Genomic DNA, 15,965 nt, shown 5'->3' with positions numbered 1-15,965 from the left:
GGGCCGGGGCAGATGCAGTTGACGCGGATGCGGTCCTTGCCGTGATCGACCGCCATCGCTTGGGTGAGACCGATCACGGCGGCCTTCGAGGTCGAGTAGGTGGTGAGGCCACGCGGCCGCAATGCCGAGATCGACGAGATGTTGACGATGGCGCCGCCCTTCGCCGTCTTGATCATCGCGGGGATGGCATGCTTGCTCAGCAAAAACATCGTCTCGACGTTGATCTGCATAACGCGGCGATATTCCTCGGGCTTCTCGTCGACCACGCTGCCGCGGCTGCCGATGCCGATGTTGTTGTCGAGGAAATCGAGCCGCCCCCAGCGGTCGACCGCGGCATCGACCAGCCGCTTGCACTCGGCCTCCTTGGTCATGTCGCCGGTGTGGCTGATCGCGGTGCCACCTTCGGCCTTGATCATGTCGACCGTACGCTCGGCGAGCTTGTGGTCGAGATCGGCCACCACCACCTTGGTGCCGGCGCGCGCCAGCAGGATCGCTGCCGCGCGGCCATTGCCGATGCCGTCGCCGGCAGCGCCGCCGCCAGAAACGATGGCTACCTTGCCGGTCAGGCCGGCATCGTCCTCAGGACCTTTCATCGCACTCCCCGGTTAAGGCCAGCCCGCCCCTGGCACGTCCACCCGCATGGTTTCGATGCGACCGTCGCGCTTGCCGGCCATCGCAGGCCCGCTGCCGCTGTTGGTCACGACGTAAAGCGTGCGCCGGTCCTGGCCGCCCAGCATGCAGGCGTAGGCGCCGCGCGGCGCGAGATCGACGCTGTGGGTGATGCGTCCGCCCTCGAGCACGCGCAGTACGCGCCGGCCGAAGGGATCGCTGACCCAGATGGCGCCCTCGGCGTCGAGGCAGATGCCGTCGGGGTAACAGCCGTCGATTGCTGCCCACAGCCGGGCGTTGCCGAGCGTGCCGTCGGCGGCGACATCAAATGCGGTCAGGCGATGAGCGAAGGTCTCGCCGACGATCATCGTTCTGCCGTCGGGCGTGATCACCGTGCCGTTGGGAAACATCAGCCCGCTTGCCGCTTCACGCACCGACCGATCGGGATCGACACGGATCAGGCAGGTCGTGCGCGGCTGCTCGCCGGCATGGCGGTCGTAGCCGAAGTTTCCGACATAGGCGCGGCCTTTGCCGTCCACCACCATGTCGTTGCAGGGCGCCGGCGCCAGCGCGGAAAGCTCGGCCTCGACCGAAAGTTTGCCGTCGGCGAAGCGCATCAGCCGGCGGTCGGTCATGCTGACGATCAACAGGGTGCCGTCGGGCCGCCAGCCCAGTCCCGAGGGGCGCCCAGGCACCTCGACGACCGTCTCGGCGCGGCCAGCCTCATCGACGCGGCGCACCTGGTGGACATAGAAATCGGAATACCAGAGCCTGCCGTCGTGCCAGCGCGGTCCCTCGCCGAAGCTGAGTCCATCGAGGAACGGCTCGAGCTTCATTGCCTGTCCCATTCGATGCGGAACGAGTCACCCGCTTGTTTGATGTAGCCCGCGTTCTCGCCGGGGAAATGCGCCGGGCAGAGCAGGGCATTGCCCTCGACGCAATCCTCCAGGAGCTTGCGGCGCGAGCGCGCCGACAGCTCCTGGTCGGAGCAGAACTGGCTCGACCAGTCGGGATGATAGACCTGGATCGGATGATGCATGATGTCGCCCGAGAAGCAGGCGAGCTTGCCGTCGTCCTCGAGATTGATGGCGATCGAGCCCGGCGTGTGGCCGGGATAGTCGCGGATGGTCAGCAGCGGATCGGGCTGGTGGTCACTGTCGATCATCACCGCCTTGCCGGCCTCGACGACCGGCAGCACCGAATCGTCGAATGAGCCATCGTTCACCTTGCCCTCACCCTGCCGGGCGCGCTCGCTTTCCCAATGCGCGTACTCGCGCTTGGCGAACAGGTAACGCGCATTGGGAAAGGTCGGCACCCAGCGGCCGTTCTCGAGCTTGGTGTTCCACCCCACATGATCGACATGCAGATGTGTGCACATCACGAAGTCGACCGATTCGGGCGGGCAGCCGCAGGCACGCAGCCGATCCAGGAACGGCAGCGAGAGATTGTTCCACGCGGCGTTGTGGCGCTGCTTGTCGTTGCCGAGGCAGGTGTCGATCAGGATCGTGTGCCGCCCGGTCTTGACCACCCAGGTGTGGACGGATCCGACCAGCCGGTCGGATCCCGGCTCGACATGCACCGGCACCATCCAGTGCTTCTGCGCGTCGAAGGCCTCCTGGTCGAAGCGCGGGAACATGCGGTTGGGCCGGAAGCCCGCGGCGCACAGCTCCTCGACCTTCTGGATGGTGGCATTGCCGATGCGGCGCACGGTCATGGGGCGGCGGTTCCTGTTGCGGGCTGTGGGGTCCTAGAAGGTGACGACGCTGCGGATCGACTCGCCCTTGTGCATCAGGTCGAAGGCGTCGTTGATCTTCTCGATCGGCATGACGTGGGTGATCAGCGAATCGATGTCGATCTTGCCGTTCATGTACCAGTCGACGATCTTCGGCACGTCGCGCCGTCCCTTGGCACCGCCGAAGGCCGTGCCCATCCACTGCCGGCCGGTGACGAGCTGGAAGGGGCGGGTGGAAATCTCCTGGCCGGCGCCGGCGACGCCGATGATCACCGACTTGCCCCAGCCGCGATGGCAGCATTCCAGCGCCTGGCGCATCAGCCTGGTGTTGCCGACGCATTCGAAGCTGTAGTCGGCGCCGCCGTCGGTCAGCTCGACCAGGTGCGCGACGAGGTCCTTGGCCGCGAGCGTCTCGGGATTGACGAAGTGGGTCATGCCGAACTTGCGGCCGAGCGCCTCGCGCGCCGGGTTGAGGTCGACGCCGACGATCATGTTGGCGCCGACCATGCGCGCGCCCTGCACCACGTTGAGGCCGATGCCGCCCAGCCCGAACACCACGACATTTGCGCCGGGCTCGACCTTGGCGGTGTTGATGACTGCGCCGATCCCGGTGGTGACCCCGCAGCCGATGTAGCAGATCTTGTCGAACGGCGCGTCGGGCCGGACCTTGGCGAGCGCGATCTCGGGCAGCACGGTGTAGTTCGAGAAAGTCGAGCAGCCCATGTAGTGATGGATTTTGCGGCCGCCGATCGAGAAGCGCGACGTGCCGTCGGGCATGACGCCCTGGCCCTGGGTCGAGCGGATGGCGGTGCAGAGGTTTGTCTTGCCGCTGAGGCAGCTTTTGCAGGCGCGGCACTCCGGCGTGTAGAGCGGGATCACGTGGTCGCCCTTCTTCAGCGACACGATGCCCGGCCCGACATCGACCACGATGCCGGCGCCCTCGTGGCCGAAGATCACCGGGAACAGGCCTTCCGGATCGCCGCCCGAACGCGTGAACTCGTCGGTGTGGCAGACGCCCGACGCCTTGATCTCGACCAGCACCTCGCCGAACTTCGGCCCTTCGAGATCGACCGTCTCGATCTCGAGGTTCTTGCCGGCCTCGTAACAGACCGCCGCCTTTGTCTTCACGCTTCGCTCCTCCACCCGGGCGGCGAAGCCTAGAGCAGCCCTTGTGCGAGCGCCACCGGAGTCATCGCGCGAAGCGAAAAGGAGTCCACGCGAGCGTGGTCATTGCCGTGTTCGTTTGCCTCCGCCGTAATCGGAAGAGATGTCCCGTCACATACAGGCCTTCGCCGTGCCGAAACGGCTTCGGCCGCGCAGGCGGAGCAAAGGGTCATGACCCTCATTGCTGGGAGCGCGCCACTCCGATGGCGCTCATGGGATGTGTTATCAGCGGCAAGAGCGCCATCCTGGCGGAGAATACTCCGCCACCAGTGGCGCGCTTCCGGCAATGACCCGTCGCTTCGCGCCGCCTCCCCCCGGGGGGGAACTCTTCATCGGTGCTGCTTGCGATTCGTGAACTTGGCGATCGTCGCCTCCAGCTCGGCATCGCTCGCGACGTCGCCGCGCTCGGCCTCGCGCAACCCTGCTTCGATATCGGCCAACTGCCATGCTTCGCGTAGGTCGATATCGCCGGTCGTCTTTTCCATGCGGTCAGATCCCCGTCGCGGATGGCGTCATGCTTCCCTGTCCGATCCCGCACCTACGCTGTCAAGCGCGCCAGGTCCCTCCTGGCCGCCTGGTATTGCGTTACCAGCCGCCGGCATAGCTCGGCCGCGGTCGGGATGTCGTCGATGTTCCCGACGCCGTGGCCGGCCGTGAAGATGTCCTTCCAGCGCTTCTTGCTCTCCCCGGCGGCGACGATCTTGCCGGGCAGCGTCGTGCGCAGCACGTCGAGGTCGATGCCGGCGGCGAGCAGGCTGGGCGTCAGCCAGTTGGCCGGCGCGCCGTCGATCGAGGCGGTGAGGAAGACGTCGGTGGCGCGCGTCTTCAGGATCATGTCCTTGTGCGCCGCCGCTGCCATGGCTTCGCGGGTGGCGATGAAGCGGGTGCCGATATAGGCGAGGTCGGCGCCCATCGCCTCGGCGGCAAGCACGTCGCGACCGGTGGTCTGGCCGCCCGCCAGCACGATGGCGAAATGATCGCCGAGCTGGCGCACCTCGTTCATCAGGGCGAACGGATTGATGGTTCCGGTGTGGCCGCCGGCGCCGCCCGCCACCGCGATCACGCCGTCGACGCCGGATTCCAGGGCCTTCTCGGCGTGCCGGCGATTGGCGATGTCGTGCAGGGCCACCGCGCCCCAGCCATGGATGCGCTTGATGGCGTCGCCAGGGGCTCCCTTGGACGTCAGCACCACCGGCACCTTGTACTTCTCGACCAGCTCGAGATCGCCGGGATAGCGCGGATTGGAGGCGTGCACGACCAGGTTGACCGCCCACGGCGCCGGTCTCACTCCGGCATCCTCGAGTCGCTTCATGCCCTCCTGCATCTCGTCGAGCCAGGCGTGGAACTCCTCGCGGCTGCGCGTGCCGTGCGCCGGGAAGCTGCCCATGATGCCTTCGCTGCAGCAGGCCAGCGTCAACGCCGGATTGGAGACCAGGAACATCGGCGCGGCGATGGCGGGGATCGCCATGCGTTCCATGATCTTCTGCACTTCAGGGCGGGGCATGCGGAGTGATCCTGGTCGCTGTCGGGCTCATGCTCTTCCGGACCGCGGGCGTCCCGCCCGCTCATGATTCTGATGAGGGCGTGTTCGGCAGGGGCGCGGTAGACCGCGCCCGAGCCGAGCCACGCCGTGAGCGGGCGGGACGCCCGCGGTCCGGAAGAATATGAGCATCAAACCTCTCCGATCGTGGGCGTCGTCGACGTCACGCCGGACTCCTTCAACTTCGCCAGCTCGGCGTCGCCGTAACCCAGCAGCTCGCGCAGCACCTCGTCGGTGTGCTGGCCGAGTTCGGGGGCGGCGCGCTCGATGGTGATGCCGCGGCCGTCGAGCCGATAGGGCAGGCCCTTGACCAGCGCGCCCTTCTCGTCGCGTACCAGGGTCGCACCGGCGAGCGCGCCATCCGCCAGCAGATCGGTGCCATCGTTGCAGGGCGCCGCGGCGATACCTCTGGCGATGAGGTCGGCAACGGCAGTGCCGCTGTCGCGCCCGGCGCAGAAAGCGGCGAGCGACGGGTCGGCGCTCTCGAGCGTGACGGCGACCCAGCGCCTATCGGCGCAGCGATAGGCATCCTGCTGGGCGACTCCCGCCTCGCCGTTGTCACGCGGCACGAGCCGGTGTGCCGGATCGGCCGCAGCAGCGAGGATCTCCTCGCCCAGGGTGAACGAGGCGACCTCGCGTTGCGAGAAATCGAGGAAGCAGCCCCTTCCGCTGCGGCGCGCCTCCATGACGGCGGTGATGACGATGCCGGTGGCGAACAGCGACACGATCTGGTCAGGATAGTTGACGTCCATGCCCGAGATGCGCGGCTCCTCCCTGTCGTATCCGGTGATCGAGGCGATGCCCGACGTGGCGTCGAGGGTCGAGCCGAACGACACGTTCATGCGCTCCGGCCCAGTGTCGCCCTGGCTCGAGATCGCCGCGAACACGAGGCGCGGGTTGCACTCCTTCAACGCGGCGTAGCCCAGGCCGGCCCGATCGAGCACGCCGCGGCGGAAATTCTCGACCACCACGTCGCAGTGGCGCGCGAGCTCGCGGATAAGGCGCTGGCCTTCAGGATCCTTGAGGTTGAGTGCCAAGCCTCGCTTGTTGCGGTTGGTGAACCTGAACGGCGGCGAGCGGTTCCACCAGCCGTCGTCGTTGTCCATCTTGCCGACGACGCGGAAGGGATCGAGGTAGGCGCCCGATTCGATCTTGATCACGTCGGCGCCGAGATCGGCCAGCATGGCCGAGGTGTTGGCGCCGGCGGTCAGCAGGCCGAAATCGAGGACGCGCACGCCGCTCAGGGGCCCGCTCATGCCGCGAGCTCCGCCTGCTCGAGGGAGGGCGCCGGCCGCGGCGCGAAGGAGCGGCCGTTCCACTGCACGGGCAGCTGCGGCATCAGCAGGCTGCCGGCCGTCGGATGCGTCATCTCGGCCAGGAAGGAGCGCGCCAGGTACTGCTCGTTGGCCAAGAGCTCGGCCGGTGTGAAGATCGGCCCGAACGGCACGCCCATCGCCTGCGCCGTCCGGCCGATTTCGGCGCGGGTCTTGTCGGCGAACCACGGCCTCAGGATGTCGTAGAGCGCCGCGATGTGCTGGCGCCGGCCTGCGCGCGTCGCGAACCTCGGGTCCTCGAGTCGCGGATCGGCGATCAGGCGGCGCAGAGCCGGCCACTGCGTCACGGTGTAGACGACGGCGACATGGCCGTCGCGGCACGGCACGGTCTGGAACTCGGAGTTGCGGCCTTCGCGGCCGGGCGACGTTCCGGTGGCGGCCGCGCCCGACGCCGCCTTCCAGTTCACCCACTGCAGCACCTCGGCCAGCGAGACTCGCACGGCGGGCGCGCGTTGACCAGCTTCGCGCGCGGCGAGCGCGGCGGCGAGACCGGTGAAAGCCGTGAGGCCCGCCGCATAGGAGGCCTGGTGGCCGCCGAGCTTCAGCGGCTTGCGCCTGGGATCGCCGATCATGTGCATCAAACCGCCCAGCGCCTGGAGGACGAGCTCGCTCACCGGCCGCGACGCCGCGTCCATCTCGACCGGGAAGGCCGCGATCTCGATCGGCGTCGCCCGGCCTCCGCGCGCCAGCGACGCGACGGCGGCCGGCTCCTCGAACAGGACGGCATCGGCCTTGCCGAGCAGGCGCTGCAGACTGGCGCGACCGCCGTCGCTGTCGAGGTCGAGCGCCAGGGAACGCTTCGACGTGTTGAGGAAGTGGAAGAGGGCGCTTTCGCCGGTCGGAAGCAGCGGCGGCAGGTGGCGCACGACGTCGCCGCCCGGCGGCTCGATCTTGAGCACATCGGCTCCGAGATCGGCTGCGATCTTGCCGGCAAGCGACGTCGCCAGCCGCAAGCAGGGCGCCACGTGCGGTGCGTTCACCTCGACGAGGGTGAAGCGGGCGAGCGGCAGCGACAGGGTTTCATTCGGCACGGGCGCGATCATCGAAAATATTCGACGAAGCCGCAACCTCGGGCCTTCCCGGCTTCTCTGCTGCGGAGTGGTCACGACGGGGGAGGTGGCCCGAAGGGCCGGAGGGGGAAGGCCTGCGTGACGATTCATGAAAGTCCGACGTCGGAATCTTCATGAATCTCCTTCGTGGCCTTCCCCCTCCGCCCCTTGCGGGGCACCTCCCCCGATTACGGGGAGGAAACGGTGCCGCGCTGCGTGCTACCGTATCAATCGACGGAGGATTTGGGTACATGGCACAGACCGGCAATCACAAGGGGCTTCAGTTCGGCATCTTTCTCGCCCCGTTCCATCGCGTCGGCGAGAATCCGACGCTCGGCATGGCGCGCGACATGGAGCTGATCGAATGGCTCGACGAGCTGGGCTACGACGAGGCCTGGATCGGCGAGCATCATTCCGCAGGGTGGGAGACCATCGCCTCACCGGAAGTGTTCATCGGCGCCGCCATCGAGCGCACGCGCTTCATCCGCCTGGGCTCCGGCGTGACCAGCCTGCCGTACCACCATCCGCTGATGGTGGCGAACCGCTTCGTGCAGCTCGATCACATGTCGCGCGGCCGCACCATGCTGGGCTGTGGTCCGGGCGCGCTGCCGTCGGACGCCTACATGATGGGCATCGATCCCTCCACCCAGCGTGATCGCATGGAGCAGTCGCTGGCCGCCATCATGCAGCTCCTGAAGTGCGAGGAGCCGGTCACCATGAAGACCGACTGGTTCGAGCTCAAGGAAGCGCGCCTGCATCTCGCACCGTACTCCTACCCGCATTTTCCGATTGCCTGCGCCAGCACCATCACGCCCTCGGGCATGATCGCCGCTGGCAAGCATGGGCTCGGCGTGCTCTCGATCGGCGCCGGCCTGCCGGGCGGGCCCGAGGCGATGGCCAAGCAGTGGGCGATCTACGAGGAGACCGCGGCCAGGCACGGCCACAAAGCCGACCGCTCCAAATGGCGCATCGTGGTCAATGCCCACTTGGCCGACGACGACGAGCAGGCGCTGCGCGAGGTCCATGCCGGCGAGCGCTGTGAGACGGTGACCTATTTCGAGGACACGCTCGGCCGCCCGCCCGGCCGCTCCGACGATCCGCTGCGCGAGGGCGTGAAGCAGGGCACGACTCTGGTCGGCACGCCCGACACCGTAGCAAAGGGCATCGAGCGCCTGCTCGGATACTCCAAGGGCGGCTTCGGCGGCATCCTGTTCCGCGCCCACGAATGGGCCAGCCGCGAGCAGACGCTGCGGTCGTACGAGCTCTTTGCACGCTATGTCATGCCGCGCTTTCAGGGATCGCTCGACACCATCGTCGGCTCGAACACCTGGTCGCGCGAGAACCGCAAGGCCGTGTTCGGCCCCACGGTGGCGGCGGTGAAGAAGGCCTTCACCGATGTCGGCCGCGAGGTCCCGGAGGAATTCCGCGCCCGCACCGTCGGCGCGCGCGATGTCGAAGGCGACTAGTCCGCAGTCCATCCGGACTGATCCGCCGCCGCGCGATCCCTGGCTGGACTGCTGGCTCGGCCTTATCGGGGAACGCGCCGCCGGCCTGCCGCTGCTCGAGCTGGGCTGCGGTGGCGGCCGCGACACCGCGGTGCTGGTCGCGGCCGGGCACAGCGTCGTCGGGCTCGACCTGTCGCCGCGGGCGATTGCCAATGCGCGGGCGCGCGTGCCGATGGCCGAGTTCCATTGCCAGGACGTCCGTGGAGCGTGGCCGATGCCCCAAGCGGGCGCCGTCATCGCCAGCCTGTCGCTGCACTATTTCCCGTGGTCCGAGACGGAGGCGCTGGTCAACCGAATCGCCGATGTGCTGCGACCAGGCGGCTTGCTGCTGTGCCGCCTGAGCTCGACCAACGATCGCAATTTCGGCGCCAGGGATCATCCCCGCATCGACGAGCACTTCTATTCGGTCGACGGCGCGCCGAAGCGCTTCTTCGATCGCGCCGCGGTCGACAGGCTGTTCGCTTCGGGTTGGCGGTTGCTCGGCGCCGAGGAACTGACGATCGATCGCTACGACCTGCCGAAGGTGGTCTGGCAGGTCGTGCTTGAAAAGAGCTGACTGGGGCGTTGCTCTTCGCTGGGAGCGCGCCACTCCGATGGCGCTCATGGGGTGTGTGGTCGTCAAGAAGAGCGCCATCGGAGTGGCGCGCTCCCAGCGGAGTGGCGCGTTCGATCGGAAAGGTTAGTGCCTCTGAGTGGCGCGCTCCCAGCCATGACGCTTCCCTCGCGGCAAGACGGCGACACTTGCGCAGCGAAGCTGGGGAGAAGTAGAGAAGCGTGACTATCCGAGGCGTCAGAACTCCTTCTTTGTCCCCGGCTCGGCATCGATCACCTGGACCGACGTCTGGCCGAGCGCCGCCTTGAACTCCGCCGGCGTGCCGCGCAGGAACGGGTTGCTGGCGTAGTGCATGGGCCAGGCCATCTTGGGCTTGATCAGCTCCTTGGCCGCATAGGCGGCGTCCTTCGGGTTCATGACGTAGTGACCACCGATCGGCACCAGCAGCAGGTCGGGCTTGTAGAGCTCGCCGATCATCTTCATGTCGCCGAACAGGCCGGTGTCGCCCATGTGATAGATCTTGAATCCGTTCTCGAGCTCGATGATGAAGCCCGCCGGCTCGCCGGCGAAATAGGTCGTGTCCTTGCCGGTCGTCGGGTCCTTCAGCACCATCTCGGAGGAATGCTCGGCGTGCACCATCGTGATCTTGACGCCGGGGAAGGGCTCGATCGTGCCGCCCTTGTTCATGCGCGGCACCAGGTTAGCCGGCATCAGGCCGAGCGTGAGCAGGGTCTGGTTGAGGCCGGCGGGCGCCCAGATCGGTACGTTGTGTTTCTTGGAAAGGGTCAGCGAATCGCCCAGGTGGTCGCCGTGGCCGTGCGTGACCAGGATCAGGTCGACCTTGCCGATCTTGTCGAGATCCTTGAGCTCGGGCGGGATCTTGGTGGCCCCCATGATCCACGGGTCGAACAGGATCACCTTGCCGCCCGGCGTGGTGAGCTTGAAGGCGGCCTGGCTGTACCACAGCAGCTCGGCCTTGCCCTGGGCGCTGGCCGTGCCGGCAAGCAGCACGCACGCCATCGCAATCGCGCTCAAAAGACGAAACATCATGGTCGTGCCCCCTCACTGTTTTGCCGAGCGTATCACGGTTCTTCAGGGCGAAAGACGTCGCTTTTCCGTGATCGGGGAATCGCCCACGATGCAGCGCAACATAGAAGGGGAGTTGGCCCGCCGATGAGCATCAAGGGCAAAGCCTACATAGCCGGCATCTACGAGCACCCGACACGGCTCGCCAAGGATATCTCCTTGGCGCAGATCCACGCCCAGGTCGCCAAGGGCGCCCTCGAGGACGCCGGCCTCACCAAGGACGATGTCGACGGCTATTTCTGCGCCGGCGATGCGCCGGGCCTAGGGCCGATGTCGATGGTCGAATACATGGGACTGAAACCACGCCACGTCGATTCCACCGACACCGGCGGGTCATCCTACGTCCTCCATGTCGGCCACGCCGCCGAGGCGATCGCGTCGGGCAAGTGCAAGGTGGCGCTGATCACCCTGGCCGGCCGGCCGCGCGCCGAGGGCATGGCGACCGGTACCGTGCCACGCAGCCGCGGCGGCACGCCGACGCCCGACGAGCCGTTCGAGTTCCCCTATGGGCCGACCGTGGTGAACATGTATGCCATGTGCGCGGCGCGCCACATGTACGAGTTCGGCACGACCTCCGAGCAGCTCGCCTGGATCAAGGTCGCCGCTTCGCACCATGCCCAGCACAATCCGCATGCCCTGCTGCGCGATGTGGTGACGGTCGAGGAGGTGGTGAAGTCGCCGATGATCTCCGACCCGCTGCACCGGCTCGATTGCTGCGTCATCACCGACGGCGGCGGCGCCATCGTCGTGGTGGCGCCCGAAATCGCTGCGTCGCTGAAGCGGCCCAAGGTCAAGCTGATCGGCGCCGCCGAGGCCATGAAGACGCAGATGGGCGGCAAGGTCGATTTGACCTACTCGGGCGCGCGCTTCACCGGCCCCGCGTCCTTCGCCGAGGCGGGCGTCAAGCCTTCCGACATCAAGTACGTGTCGATCTACGACAGCTTCACCATCACCGTGCTGATGCAGCTCGAGGATCTGGGCTTCGCCGAGAAGGGCAAGGGCGGCCGGCTGGTGGCCGACGGCAACCTGATCGCGGGCCAGGGCAAGCTGCCCTTCAACACCGACGGCGGCGGGCTGTGCAGCAACCATCCCGGCAATCGCGGCGGCCTCACCAAGGTGCTCGAGGCAGTGCGGCAGCTGCGCGGCGAGGCGCATCCCGCCGTGCAGGTCAAGAACTGCGACCTCGCCCTGGCGCACGGCACTGGCGGCTCGCTCGGCCTGCGCCACGGCAGCTCCACCGTCATTCTGGAAAGGGAATAGGACCATGGCCGAGACCAAGGAACGCAAGCTGCCGGCGCCTGCCGTCAGTGCCGAGACCGAGGCCTACTGGAATGCCGCTGCCCAGGGCAAGCTGCTGGTGCGCAAGTGCACTGCCTGTGGCGAGCTGCATCACTATCCGCGGACGATCTGCCCATTCTGCTTCAGCGACAGGACCGAATGGATCGAGGCGTCGGGCAGGGGCACGATCTATTCCTTCAGCGTGATGCGTCGCGCGCCGGTGCCCTATGCGATGGCCTACGTGACCTTGGCCGAGGGTCCGCGTATGGTGACCAACATCGTCGACTGCGACTTCGACAAGCTCGCGTGCGAACAGCCGGTCAAGGTGGTGTTCAAGCCGACCGAGGGCGGACCGCCGCTGCCGATGTTCACGCCGACATGAGCCCGGTCCGGATGGATCGATAGATCCGGGCCTGTCGGGCCCGCCTGCGGGCGGAAGGGGACGGGTGTGATGAGAAGGCGAGTAGCGCTGCTTGGTCTTGCGTTGATGCTTCTCGCGCCGGCGGCGCGGGCGGCCGAGGCGGTCGACATGCTGCTGGTGCTGGCCGCCGACGTCTCGCGCAGCGTGACCGAGCCCAAGTTCAAGCTGCAGCGCGAAGGCGCGGCCGCCGCCATAACCCATCCCGACGTCGTTCGCGCCATGACGTCGGGGCCGAACCGCAGGATCGCCGTCTGCTTCATCGAATGGGCGACGGCGGGCATGCAGAACATCGTGATCGACTGGACGCTGATCGGCGACGATGCCACGGCGCGCAGCTTCGGCGACCGCTTGGTCGAGGCGCCGCGCTCGTTCGCCGGCAGCACGTCGATCAGCGGCGCCATCGACTTCGCCGTGAGCCGGCTCGAGACGGCCCCGTTCCGGTCGGAGCGCCGTGTCATCGACATTTCGGGCGACGGCCACAATAACTCCGGCCGCCTGGTCACCGAGGCGCGCGACGAGGCGCTGGGCAAGGGCATCGTCATCAACGCGCTGGTGATCCTGACGCCGCCGGAGGAATCGTTTCGCCCGGAGCACACCAACCCGCCGGGCGGCCTGGAGAAGTATTTCAAGGACAATGTCATTGGCGGCGACGGCGCGTTCACGCTCGTGGCCCGGGGCCACGAGACGTTCGGTCGCGTGCTGACCAAGAAGCTGATTCAGGAGGTCGCGTACGTGCCGGGACCCGAGCTCGCGATCGTGCAGTAGCCTCGTCATGCTCTTCCGGACCGCGGGCGTCCCGCCCGCTCATGTGCCGGGATCGCGCCACTCCGTGGCGCTCATGGGACGTGTGATGGACAATAAGTTCGCCATCGTCGGCGGAGATTACTCCGCCATAAGTGCGCGCTCCCGGCAGAGCATGAGCGGGCGAGACGCCCGCGGTCCGGAAGAGCGTGAACCTCACATCGGCCGGACAGCGGCGGCGGCAAGGGCGAACAGGCCGACCAGGCCGCAGGCGGCGCGCGCCACGTGTGACATCTCCCAGCGATCGCGCAGCGTCGTCCAGTCGGCCTCGGCGGCGGCGCGTCCGGTCGCGAAGAAAGCCGCGCCCGTGCCGTGCAGCCGCTCGTCCTTCAGCCAGACCTTGTTCACGGGATGGGTCACCATCCAGTAAATCCCGTGAGCCATCAGCATGCTCACGAGAGCGATCGTGGTCAGCCAGAAGGCGACCGTGCCGAAGGGCATGACGAACAGCAGAGCAACGATGGCGACGATCGCGAGCGGCTCGCCGAAGATGCCGCCGAGGGTGAAGCCCGGATAGTAGATTGTCTGAATCTTACGATAGGTCGCGCCGTCCAGCCGCCGCTTGCCGGGAAACTCGAGCGCATGCGCCAGCGCCAGCCCCATGCCGATGGCGCAGAACAGAATGCTCAGAACCTGAAGCGTCTGCAGCATATCGACCAATGAGCGGTGCCGCGAAAGGTTGCAGCCCGGGCCCGAGCAGAGTCGGTGGATTGGCGAAACATTTGGCGCTGCTTCCTGCCACCCGCAGCCCCCAGTCGCGTTGGCTCGGAAACGAAGACAGGAGGCATCAATGCGAACCATCAGAGGTCTGGTCGCGGCCACGCTGGTCGCCGCGACAGCCGCTGCCTGTGCCAGCCCTTACGACTATCGGTACAGCGCCTACAATAGCGGCTACTACTATCGAACGAGCAGCTACTATCCGAGTGGGTACTATTACCCCGCCAGCTACTACCGCCCGCGTGCATACTTCGTCGCCTATGCGCCATGAGGATGGTTGAACTGCGCTGACTTCGGTCCGCCCTGATCGTCCCCAGCTTCGCTGGAGTCGCCGTTTCACGGCGACGGATTGGTCATGGCCGGGAGCGCGCCACTCCGATGGCCCTCATGGGATGTTCAATAGTTAAGAAGAGCGCCATCGGAGCGGCGCGCTCCCAGCGCATGATCAATCCGTCCGTTCGGGCGCGGACCCGGCGAGGCAGAAGGAAGACGCCAGGGCGGCAAGTGCGGCCTGCAGTTCTTCGCGATCCCTTGCCACGGCGAAGACGTAGCGATCCGGCCGCAGGATCGCAGCGCGCACCTTGTGCTCCGCAAGCCACTCGGTGCCGATGTCCGCAAGGACGACGGCGTTCGATCCAAGTCCTCCGAGCACCGCAGCATCGCCTACAATGGCGAAGCGTTGGCCGATCGCCTCGTCCATCAGGCGGCCATCGGCGAGCCTCGGTTGCGGGAAGATCGTGCCGACCGGCGGCGGCGCGTCGAGGCGGCAGCCGGGTCCGAGCTGAGGTCTCGGGAAGTCGAACACTTCCGGGCGCGCGGCGAAGCGGCGTTCACGGTCGGCGACCGTTGCCGAATCGGTCGCCTGGATGACGTTGCCGAGCCGCACGGCGAGCTCGATGAACGCCCGCACGTGCGGCAGACGCTCGCTCTCGTAGGTGTCGAGCAGGCTGTCCGGCGCTTCGCCCCGCAGCACGGCGGCGAGCTTCCACGCGAGATTGGCGGCGTCGCGCATGCCAGCGCACATGCCTTGGCCCAGAAAGGGCGGAGTCTGGTGACAGGAATCGCCGGCGAGCAGCAGGCGGCCGCGCCGCCATCCTTCCTGGACCAGCGAATGGAAAGTGTAGACGGCAGAGCGCTCGATGCGCGCCTCGTCGCGGCCGAGCCAGCGCGCGATCATCGGCCAGAATATCTCCGGCTCGACCATGCGTGCCGGATCGTCGCCGGGCATCAGCATGATCTCCCAGCGCCGCCGCCGTTGTCCGTCGGCGCCGCCGACATTGACCAGGGTCATTGGCCGCTCGGGATCGCAGAACTGCAGGGTGTGGCGCGGCAGCGCCTGGACCCGCGGATTTGCGGGGTCGCACAGCAGGTCGACCACCAGCCAGTGTCGGTGCAGGCCGAGATCGACTTGCCGGCTGCCGATGGCGTGGCGCACCAGCGAGCGCGCGCCGTCGCAGCCGACGACAAAGCGGGCATCGAGGTCGTCGACCGATGCTACCTCGTGCCCGAGATGAACGCGCACGTTGGCGAAGCGCGCCAGGCCCTCTCGCAGGACACCTTCGAGGGTCGGCTGATAGAAATACCAGCTGCCGGCCCAGCCATGCGGGCCCTCCCCCTCGATGCCCTTGCGGATCAGCAGCGTGCGTCCCGACGGATCCTGGTAGCGCACGCCATGCGAGCTCGGTGTCGACGTCTCGGCGATGCGCTCGGCCAGGCCCGCGGCCTGGAAGATGCGCATGACCTCGCCGTCGAAATGCACGGCGCGCGGCAACGGATAGACGTCGCGCTCGCGGTCATGGATGTCGACCGAGAGGCCCTCGCGGCCGAGCAGGTTGGCGAGCAGTGCGCCGACCGGTCCGCAGCCGACGATCGCGACGTCGGCGCCGCTCATGTGTGGCGTCGCCGCCGATTTTCCTCCCCAGCCTCGCTGGGGAGGTGTCGCCGTCTTACGGCGACCTACCTTCGCCGAAGCGAAGCCGCTTCGACTTCGCGCAGGCAGGCGGAGGGGTCGTGAATCATTGCTGGGAGCGCGCCACTCCGATGGCGCTCATGGGATGTGCGATCGACGAGAAGAGAGCCATCGGAGTGGCGCGCTCCCAGCCATGACCCCTCCGTCCGCGAAGACGCGGACACCTCCCCAGCAAAGCTGGGGAGGAGAATGACAAGAGCGCCACGG

General features: G+C 67.3%; 17 protein-coding genes. 6 read left to right on the top strand and 11 right to left on the bottom strand.

Features of this window, described 5'->3' with window-relative positions; genetic code table 11:
- The 8 genes from AB7O82_RS29915 to AB7O82_RS29880 form a co-directional block, all read right to left on the bottom strand.
- Nucleotides 1-593, bottom strand: a 593-nt coding sequence (locus AB7O82_RS29915) for an SDR family NAD(P)-dependent oxidoreductase (protein ID WP_428549661.1), incomplete at its 3' end; no start/stop codon positions are given.
- Nucleotides 594-605: 12 nt separating this feature from the next.
- Nucleotides 606-1,445, bottom strand: coding sequence for an SMP-30/gluconolactonase/LRE family protein (locus AB7O82_RS29910; protein ID WP_428620911.1), 840 nt, complete (start codon nucleotides 1,443-1,445; stop codon nucleotides 606-608).
- Nucleotides 1,442-2,323, bottom strand: coding sequence for an MBL fold metallo-hydrolase (locus tag AB7O82_RS29905; protein ID WP_428549657.1), 882 nt, complete (start codon nucleotides 2,321-2,323; stop codon nucleotides 1,442-1,444). Before AB7O82_RS29905 ends, AB7O82_RS29910 begins: the two co-directional genes overlap by 4 nt.
- Before the next feature lie 33 nt (nucleotides 2,324-2,356).
- Nucleotides 2,357-3,469: an S-(hydroxymethyl)glutathione dehydrogenase/class III alcohol dehydrogenase gene (locus AB7O82_RS29900; protein WP_428549655.1), complete on the bottom strand. Its 1,113-nt coding sequence runs from the start codon at nucleotides 3,467-3,469 to the stop codon at nucleotides 2,357-2,359.
- A 365-nt stretch (nucleotides 3,470-3,834) separates the two neighbouring features.
- Nucleotides 3,835-3,990, bottom strand: a complete 156-nt coding sequence (locus AB7O82_RS29895; protein ID WP_428549653.1) for a hypothetical protein — start codon at nucleotides 3,988-3,990, stop codon at nucleotides 3,835-3,837.
- 53 nt (nucleotides 3,991-4,043) lie between these two features.
- Nucleotides 4,044-5,009 (bottom strand): NAD(P)H-dependent flavin oxidoreductase, encoded by a 966-nt coding sequence (locus AB7O82_RS29890; protein WP_428549651.1) that lies wholly within the window; start codon nucleotides 5,007-5,009, stop codon nucleotides 4,044-4,046.
- 167 nt (nucleotides 5,010-5,176) lie between these two features.
- Complete coding sequence (locus tag AB7O82_RS29885; RefSeq protein ID WP_428620909.1) at nucleotides 5,177-6,301, bottom strand: CaiB/BaiF CoA transferase family protein; 1,125 nt, start codon at nucleotides 6,299-6,301, stop codon at nucleotides 5,177-5,179.
- The gene (locus tag AB7O82_RS29880; protein WP_428620908.1) at nucleotides 6,298-7,422 is read right to left on the bottom strand and encodes a CoA transferase; all 1,125 of its coding nucleotides are present in this window, start codon (nucleotides 7,420-7,422) and stop codon (nucleotides 6,298-6,300) included. The genes AB7O82_RS29885 and AB7O82_RS29880 overlap by 4 nt, the downstream gene beginning before the upstream one ends.
- Before the next feature lie 257 nt (nucleotides 7,423-7,679).
- Here AB7O82_RS29880 and AB7O82_RS29875 point away from each other — a divergent pair, with 257 nt between their 5' ends.
- Both AB7O82_RS29875 and AB7O82_RS29870 read left to right on the top strand, forming a co-directional pair.
- Nucleotides 7,680-8,894: an LLM class flavin-dependent oxidoreductase gene (locus AB7O82_RS29875; RefSeq protein ID WP_428549645.1), complete on the top strand. Its 1,215-nt coding sequence runs from the start codon at nucleotides 7,680-7,682 to the stop codon at nucleotides 8,892-8,894.
- Nucleotides 8,878-9,489, top strand: a complete 612-nt coding sequence (locus AB7O82_RS29870) for a class I SAM-dependent methyltransferase (RefSeq protein ID WP_428620906.1) — start codon at nucleotides 8,878-8,880, stop codon at nucleotides 9,487-9,489. The genes AB7O82_RS29875 and AB7O82_RS29870 overlap by 17 nt, the downstream gene beginning before the upstream one ends.
- A gap of 234 nt (nucleotides 9,490-9,723) precedes the next feature.
- Here the strand turns inward: AB7O82_RS29870 and AB7O82_RS29865 are convergent, their stop codons facing one another.
- Nucleotides 9,724-10,536 (bottom strand): metal-dependent hydrolase, encoded by an 813-nt coding sequence (locus tag AB7O82_RS29865; RefSeq protein ID WP_428620904.1) that lies wholly within the window; start codon nucleotides 10,534-10,536, stop codon nucleotides 9,724-9,726.
- A 123-nt stretch (nucleotides 10,537-10,659) separates the two neighbouring features.
- Here AB7O82_RS29865 and AB7O82_RS29860 point away from each other — a divergent pair, with 123 nt between their 5' ends.
- The 3 genes from AB7O82_RS29860 (at nucleotide 10,660) to AB7O82_RS29850 (ending at nucleotide 13,036) form a co-directional block, all read left to right on the top strand.
- Nucleotides 10,660-11,832 (top strand): thiolase domain-containing protein, encoded by a 1,173-nt coding sequence (locus AB7O82_RS29860; RefSeq protein WP_428549639.1) that lies wholly within the window; start codon nucleotides 10,660-10,662, stop codon nucleotides 11,830-11,832.
- A gap of 4 nt (nucleotides 11,833-11,836) precedes the next feature.
- Nucleotides 11,837-12,232: a Zn-ribbon domain-containing OB-fold protein gene (locus tag AB7O82_RS29855; protein ID WP_428549637.1), complete on the top strand. Its 396-nt coding sequence runs from the start codon at nucleotides 11,837-11,839 to the stop codon at nucleotides 12,230-12,232.
- 69 nt (nucleotides 12,233-12,301) lie between these two features.
- Entirely contained in the window at nucleotides 12,302-13,036 is a 735-nt protein-coding gene (locus AB7O82_RS29850) for a DUF1194 domain-containing protein (protein WP_428620903.1), read from the top strand.
- Between the two features lie 192 nt (nucleotides 13,037-13,228).
- Here AB7O82_RS29850 and AB7O82_RS29845 read toward each other — a convergent pair whose 3' ends face one another.
- Nucleotides 13,229-13,723 carry a DUF1772 domain-containing protein gene (locus tag AB7O82_RS29845; RefSeq protein WP_428620901.1) on the bottom strand — a complete coding sequence of 165 codons (495 nt, stop codon included), beginning with the start codon at nucleotides 13,721-13,723 and terminating at the stop codon, nucleotides 13,229-13,231.
- 139 nt (nucleotides 13,724-13,862) lie between these two features.
- Between AB7O82_RS29845 and AB7O82_RS29840 the strand changes: the two genes are divergently transcribed.
- Nucleotides 13,863-14,060, top strand: coding sequence for a hypothetical protein (locus AB7O82_RS29840; protein ID WP_428549631.1), 198 nt, complete (start codon nucleotides 13,863-13,865; stop codon nucleotides 14,058-14,060).
- A 174-nt stretch (nucleotides 14,061-14,234) separates the two neighbouring features.
- Here AB7O82_RS29840 and AB7O82_RS29835 read toward each other — a convergent pair whose 3' ends face one another.
- On the bottom strand, nucleotides 14,235-15,680 hold the full coding sequence (locus AB7O82_RS29835) for a bifunctional 3-(3-hydroxy-phenyl)propionate/3-hydroxycinnamic acid hydroxylase (protein WP_428620899.1): 1,446 nt from the start codon (nucleotides 15,678-15,680) through the stop codon (nucleotides 14,235-14,237).
- Between the last annotated feature and the right edge of the window lie 285 nt (nucleotides 15,681-15,965).

The organism is Reyranella sp., assembly GCF_050185545.1.
In the GTDB taxonomy this organism is placed as follows: Bacteria; Pseudomonadota; Alphaproteobacteria; order Reyranellales; family Reyranellaceae; genus Reyranella.
The sequence above is the reverse complement of the archived record's forward strand: the minus strand, read 5'-3'. Positions and strand labels throughout refer to the sequence as shown.

Excerpts from the sequence above, each read along its gene's own strand:
- AB7O82_RS29835 (WP_428620899.1), bottom strand. The coding sequence starts at position 15,680 with ATGAGCGGCGCCGACGTCGCGATCGTCGGCTGCGGACCGGTCGGCGCA.
- AB7O82_RS29860 (WP_428549639.1), top strand. The coding sequence starts at position 10,660 with ATGAGCATCAAGGGCAAAGCCTACATAGCCGGCATCTACGAGCACCCG.
- AB7O82_RS29875 (WP_428549645.1), top strand. The coding sequence starts at position 7,680 with ATGGCACAGACCGGCAATCACAAGGGGCTTCAGTTCGGCATCTTTCTC.
- AB7O82_RS29845 (WP_428620901.1), bottom strand. The coding sequence starts at position 13,723 with ATGCTGCAGACGCTTCAGGTTCTGAGCATTCTGTTCTGCGCCATCGGC.
- AB7O82_RS29910 (WP_428620911.1), bottom strand. The coding sequence starts at position 1,445 with ATGAAGCTCGAGCCGTTCCTCGATGGACTCAGCTTCGGCGAGGGACCG.
- AB7O82_RS29905 (WP_428549657.1), bottom strand. The coding sequence starts at position 2,323 with ATGACCGTGCGCCGCATCGGCAATGCCACCATCCAGAAGGTCGAGGAG.
- AB7O82_RS29870 (WP_428620906.1), top strand. The coding sequence starts at position 8,878 with ATGTCGAAGGCGACTAGTCCGCAGTCCATCCGGACTGATCCGCCGCCG.
- AB7O82_RS29885 (WP_428620909.1), bottom strand. The coding sequence starts at position 6,301 with ATGAGCGGGCCCCTGAGCGGCGTGCGCGTCCTCGATTTCGGCCTGCTG.
- AB7O82_RS29890 (WP_428549651.1), bottom strand. The coding sequence starts at position 5,009 with ATGCCCCGCCCTGAAGTGCAGAAGATCATGGAACGCATGGCGATCCCC.
- AB7O82_RS29895 (WP_428549653.1), bottom strand. The coding sequence starts at position 3,990 with ATGGAAAAGACGACCGGCGATATCGACCTACGCGAAGCATGGCAGTTG.
- AB7O82_RS29850 (WP_428620903.1), top strand. The coding sequence starts at position 12,302 with ATGAGAAGGCGAGTAGCGCTGCTTGGTCTTGCGTTGATGCTTCTCGCG.
- AB7O82_RS29855 (WP_428549637.1), top strand. The coding sequence starts at position 11,837 with ATGGCCGAGACCAAGGAACGCAAGCTGCCGGCGCCTGCCGTCAGTGCC.
- AB7O82_RS29865 (WP_428620904.1), bottom strand. The coding sequence starts at position 10,536 with ATGATGTTTCGTCTTTTGAGCGCGATTGCGATGGCGTGCGTGCTGCTT.
- AB7O82_RS29880 (WP_428620908.1), bottom strand. The coding sequence starts at position 7,422 with ATGATCGCGCCCGTGCCGAATGAAACCCTGTCGCTGCCGCTCGCCCGC.
- AB7O82_RS29840 (WP_428549631.1), top strand. The coding sequence starts at position 13,863 with ATGCGAACCATCAGAGGTCTGGTCGCGGCCACGCTGGTCGCCGCGACA.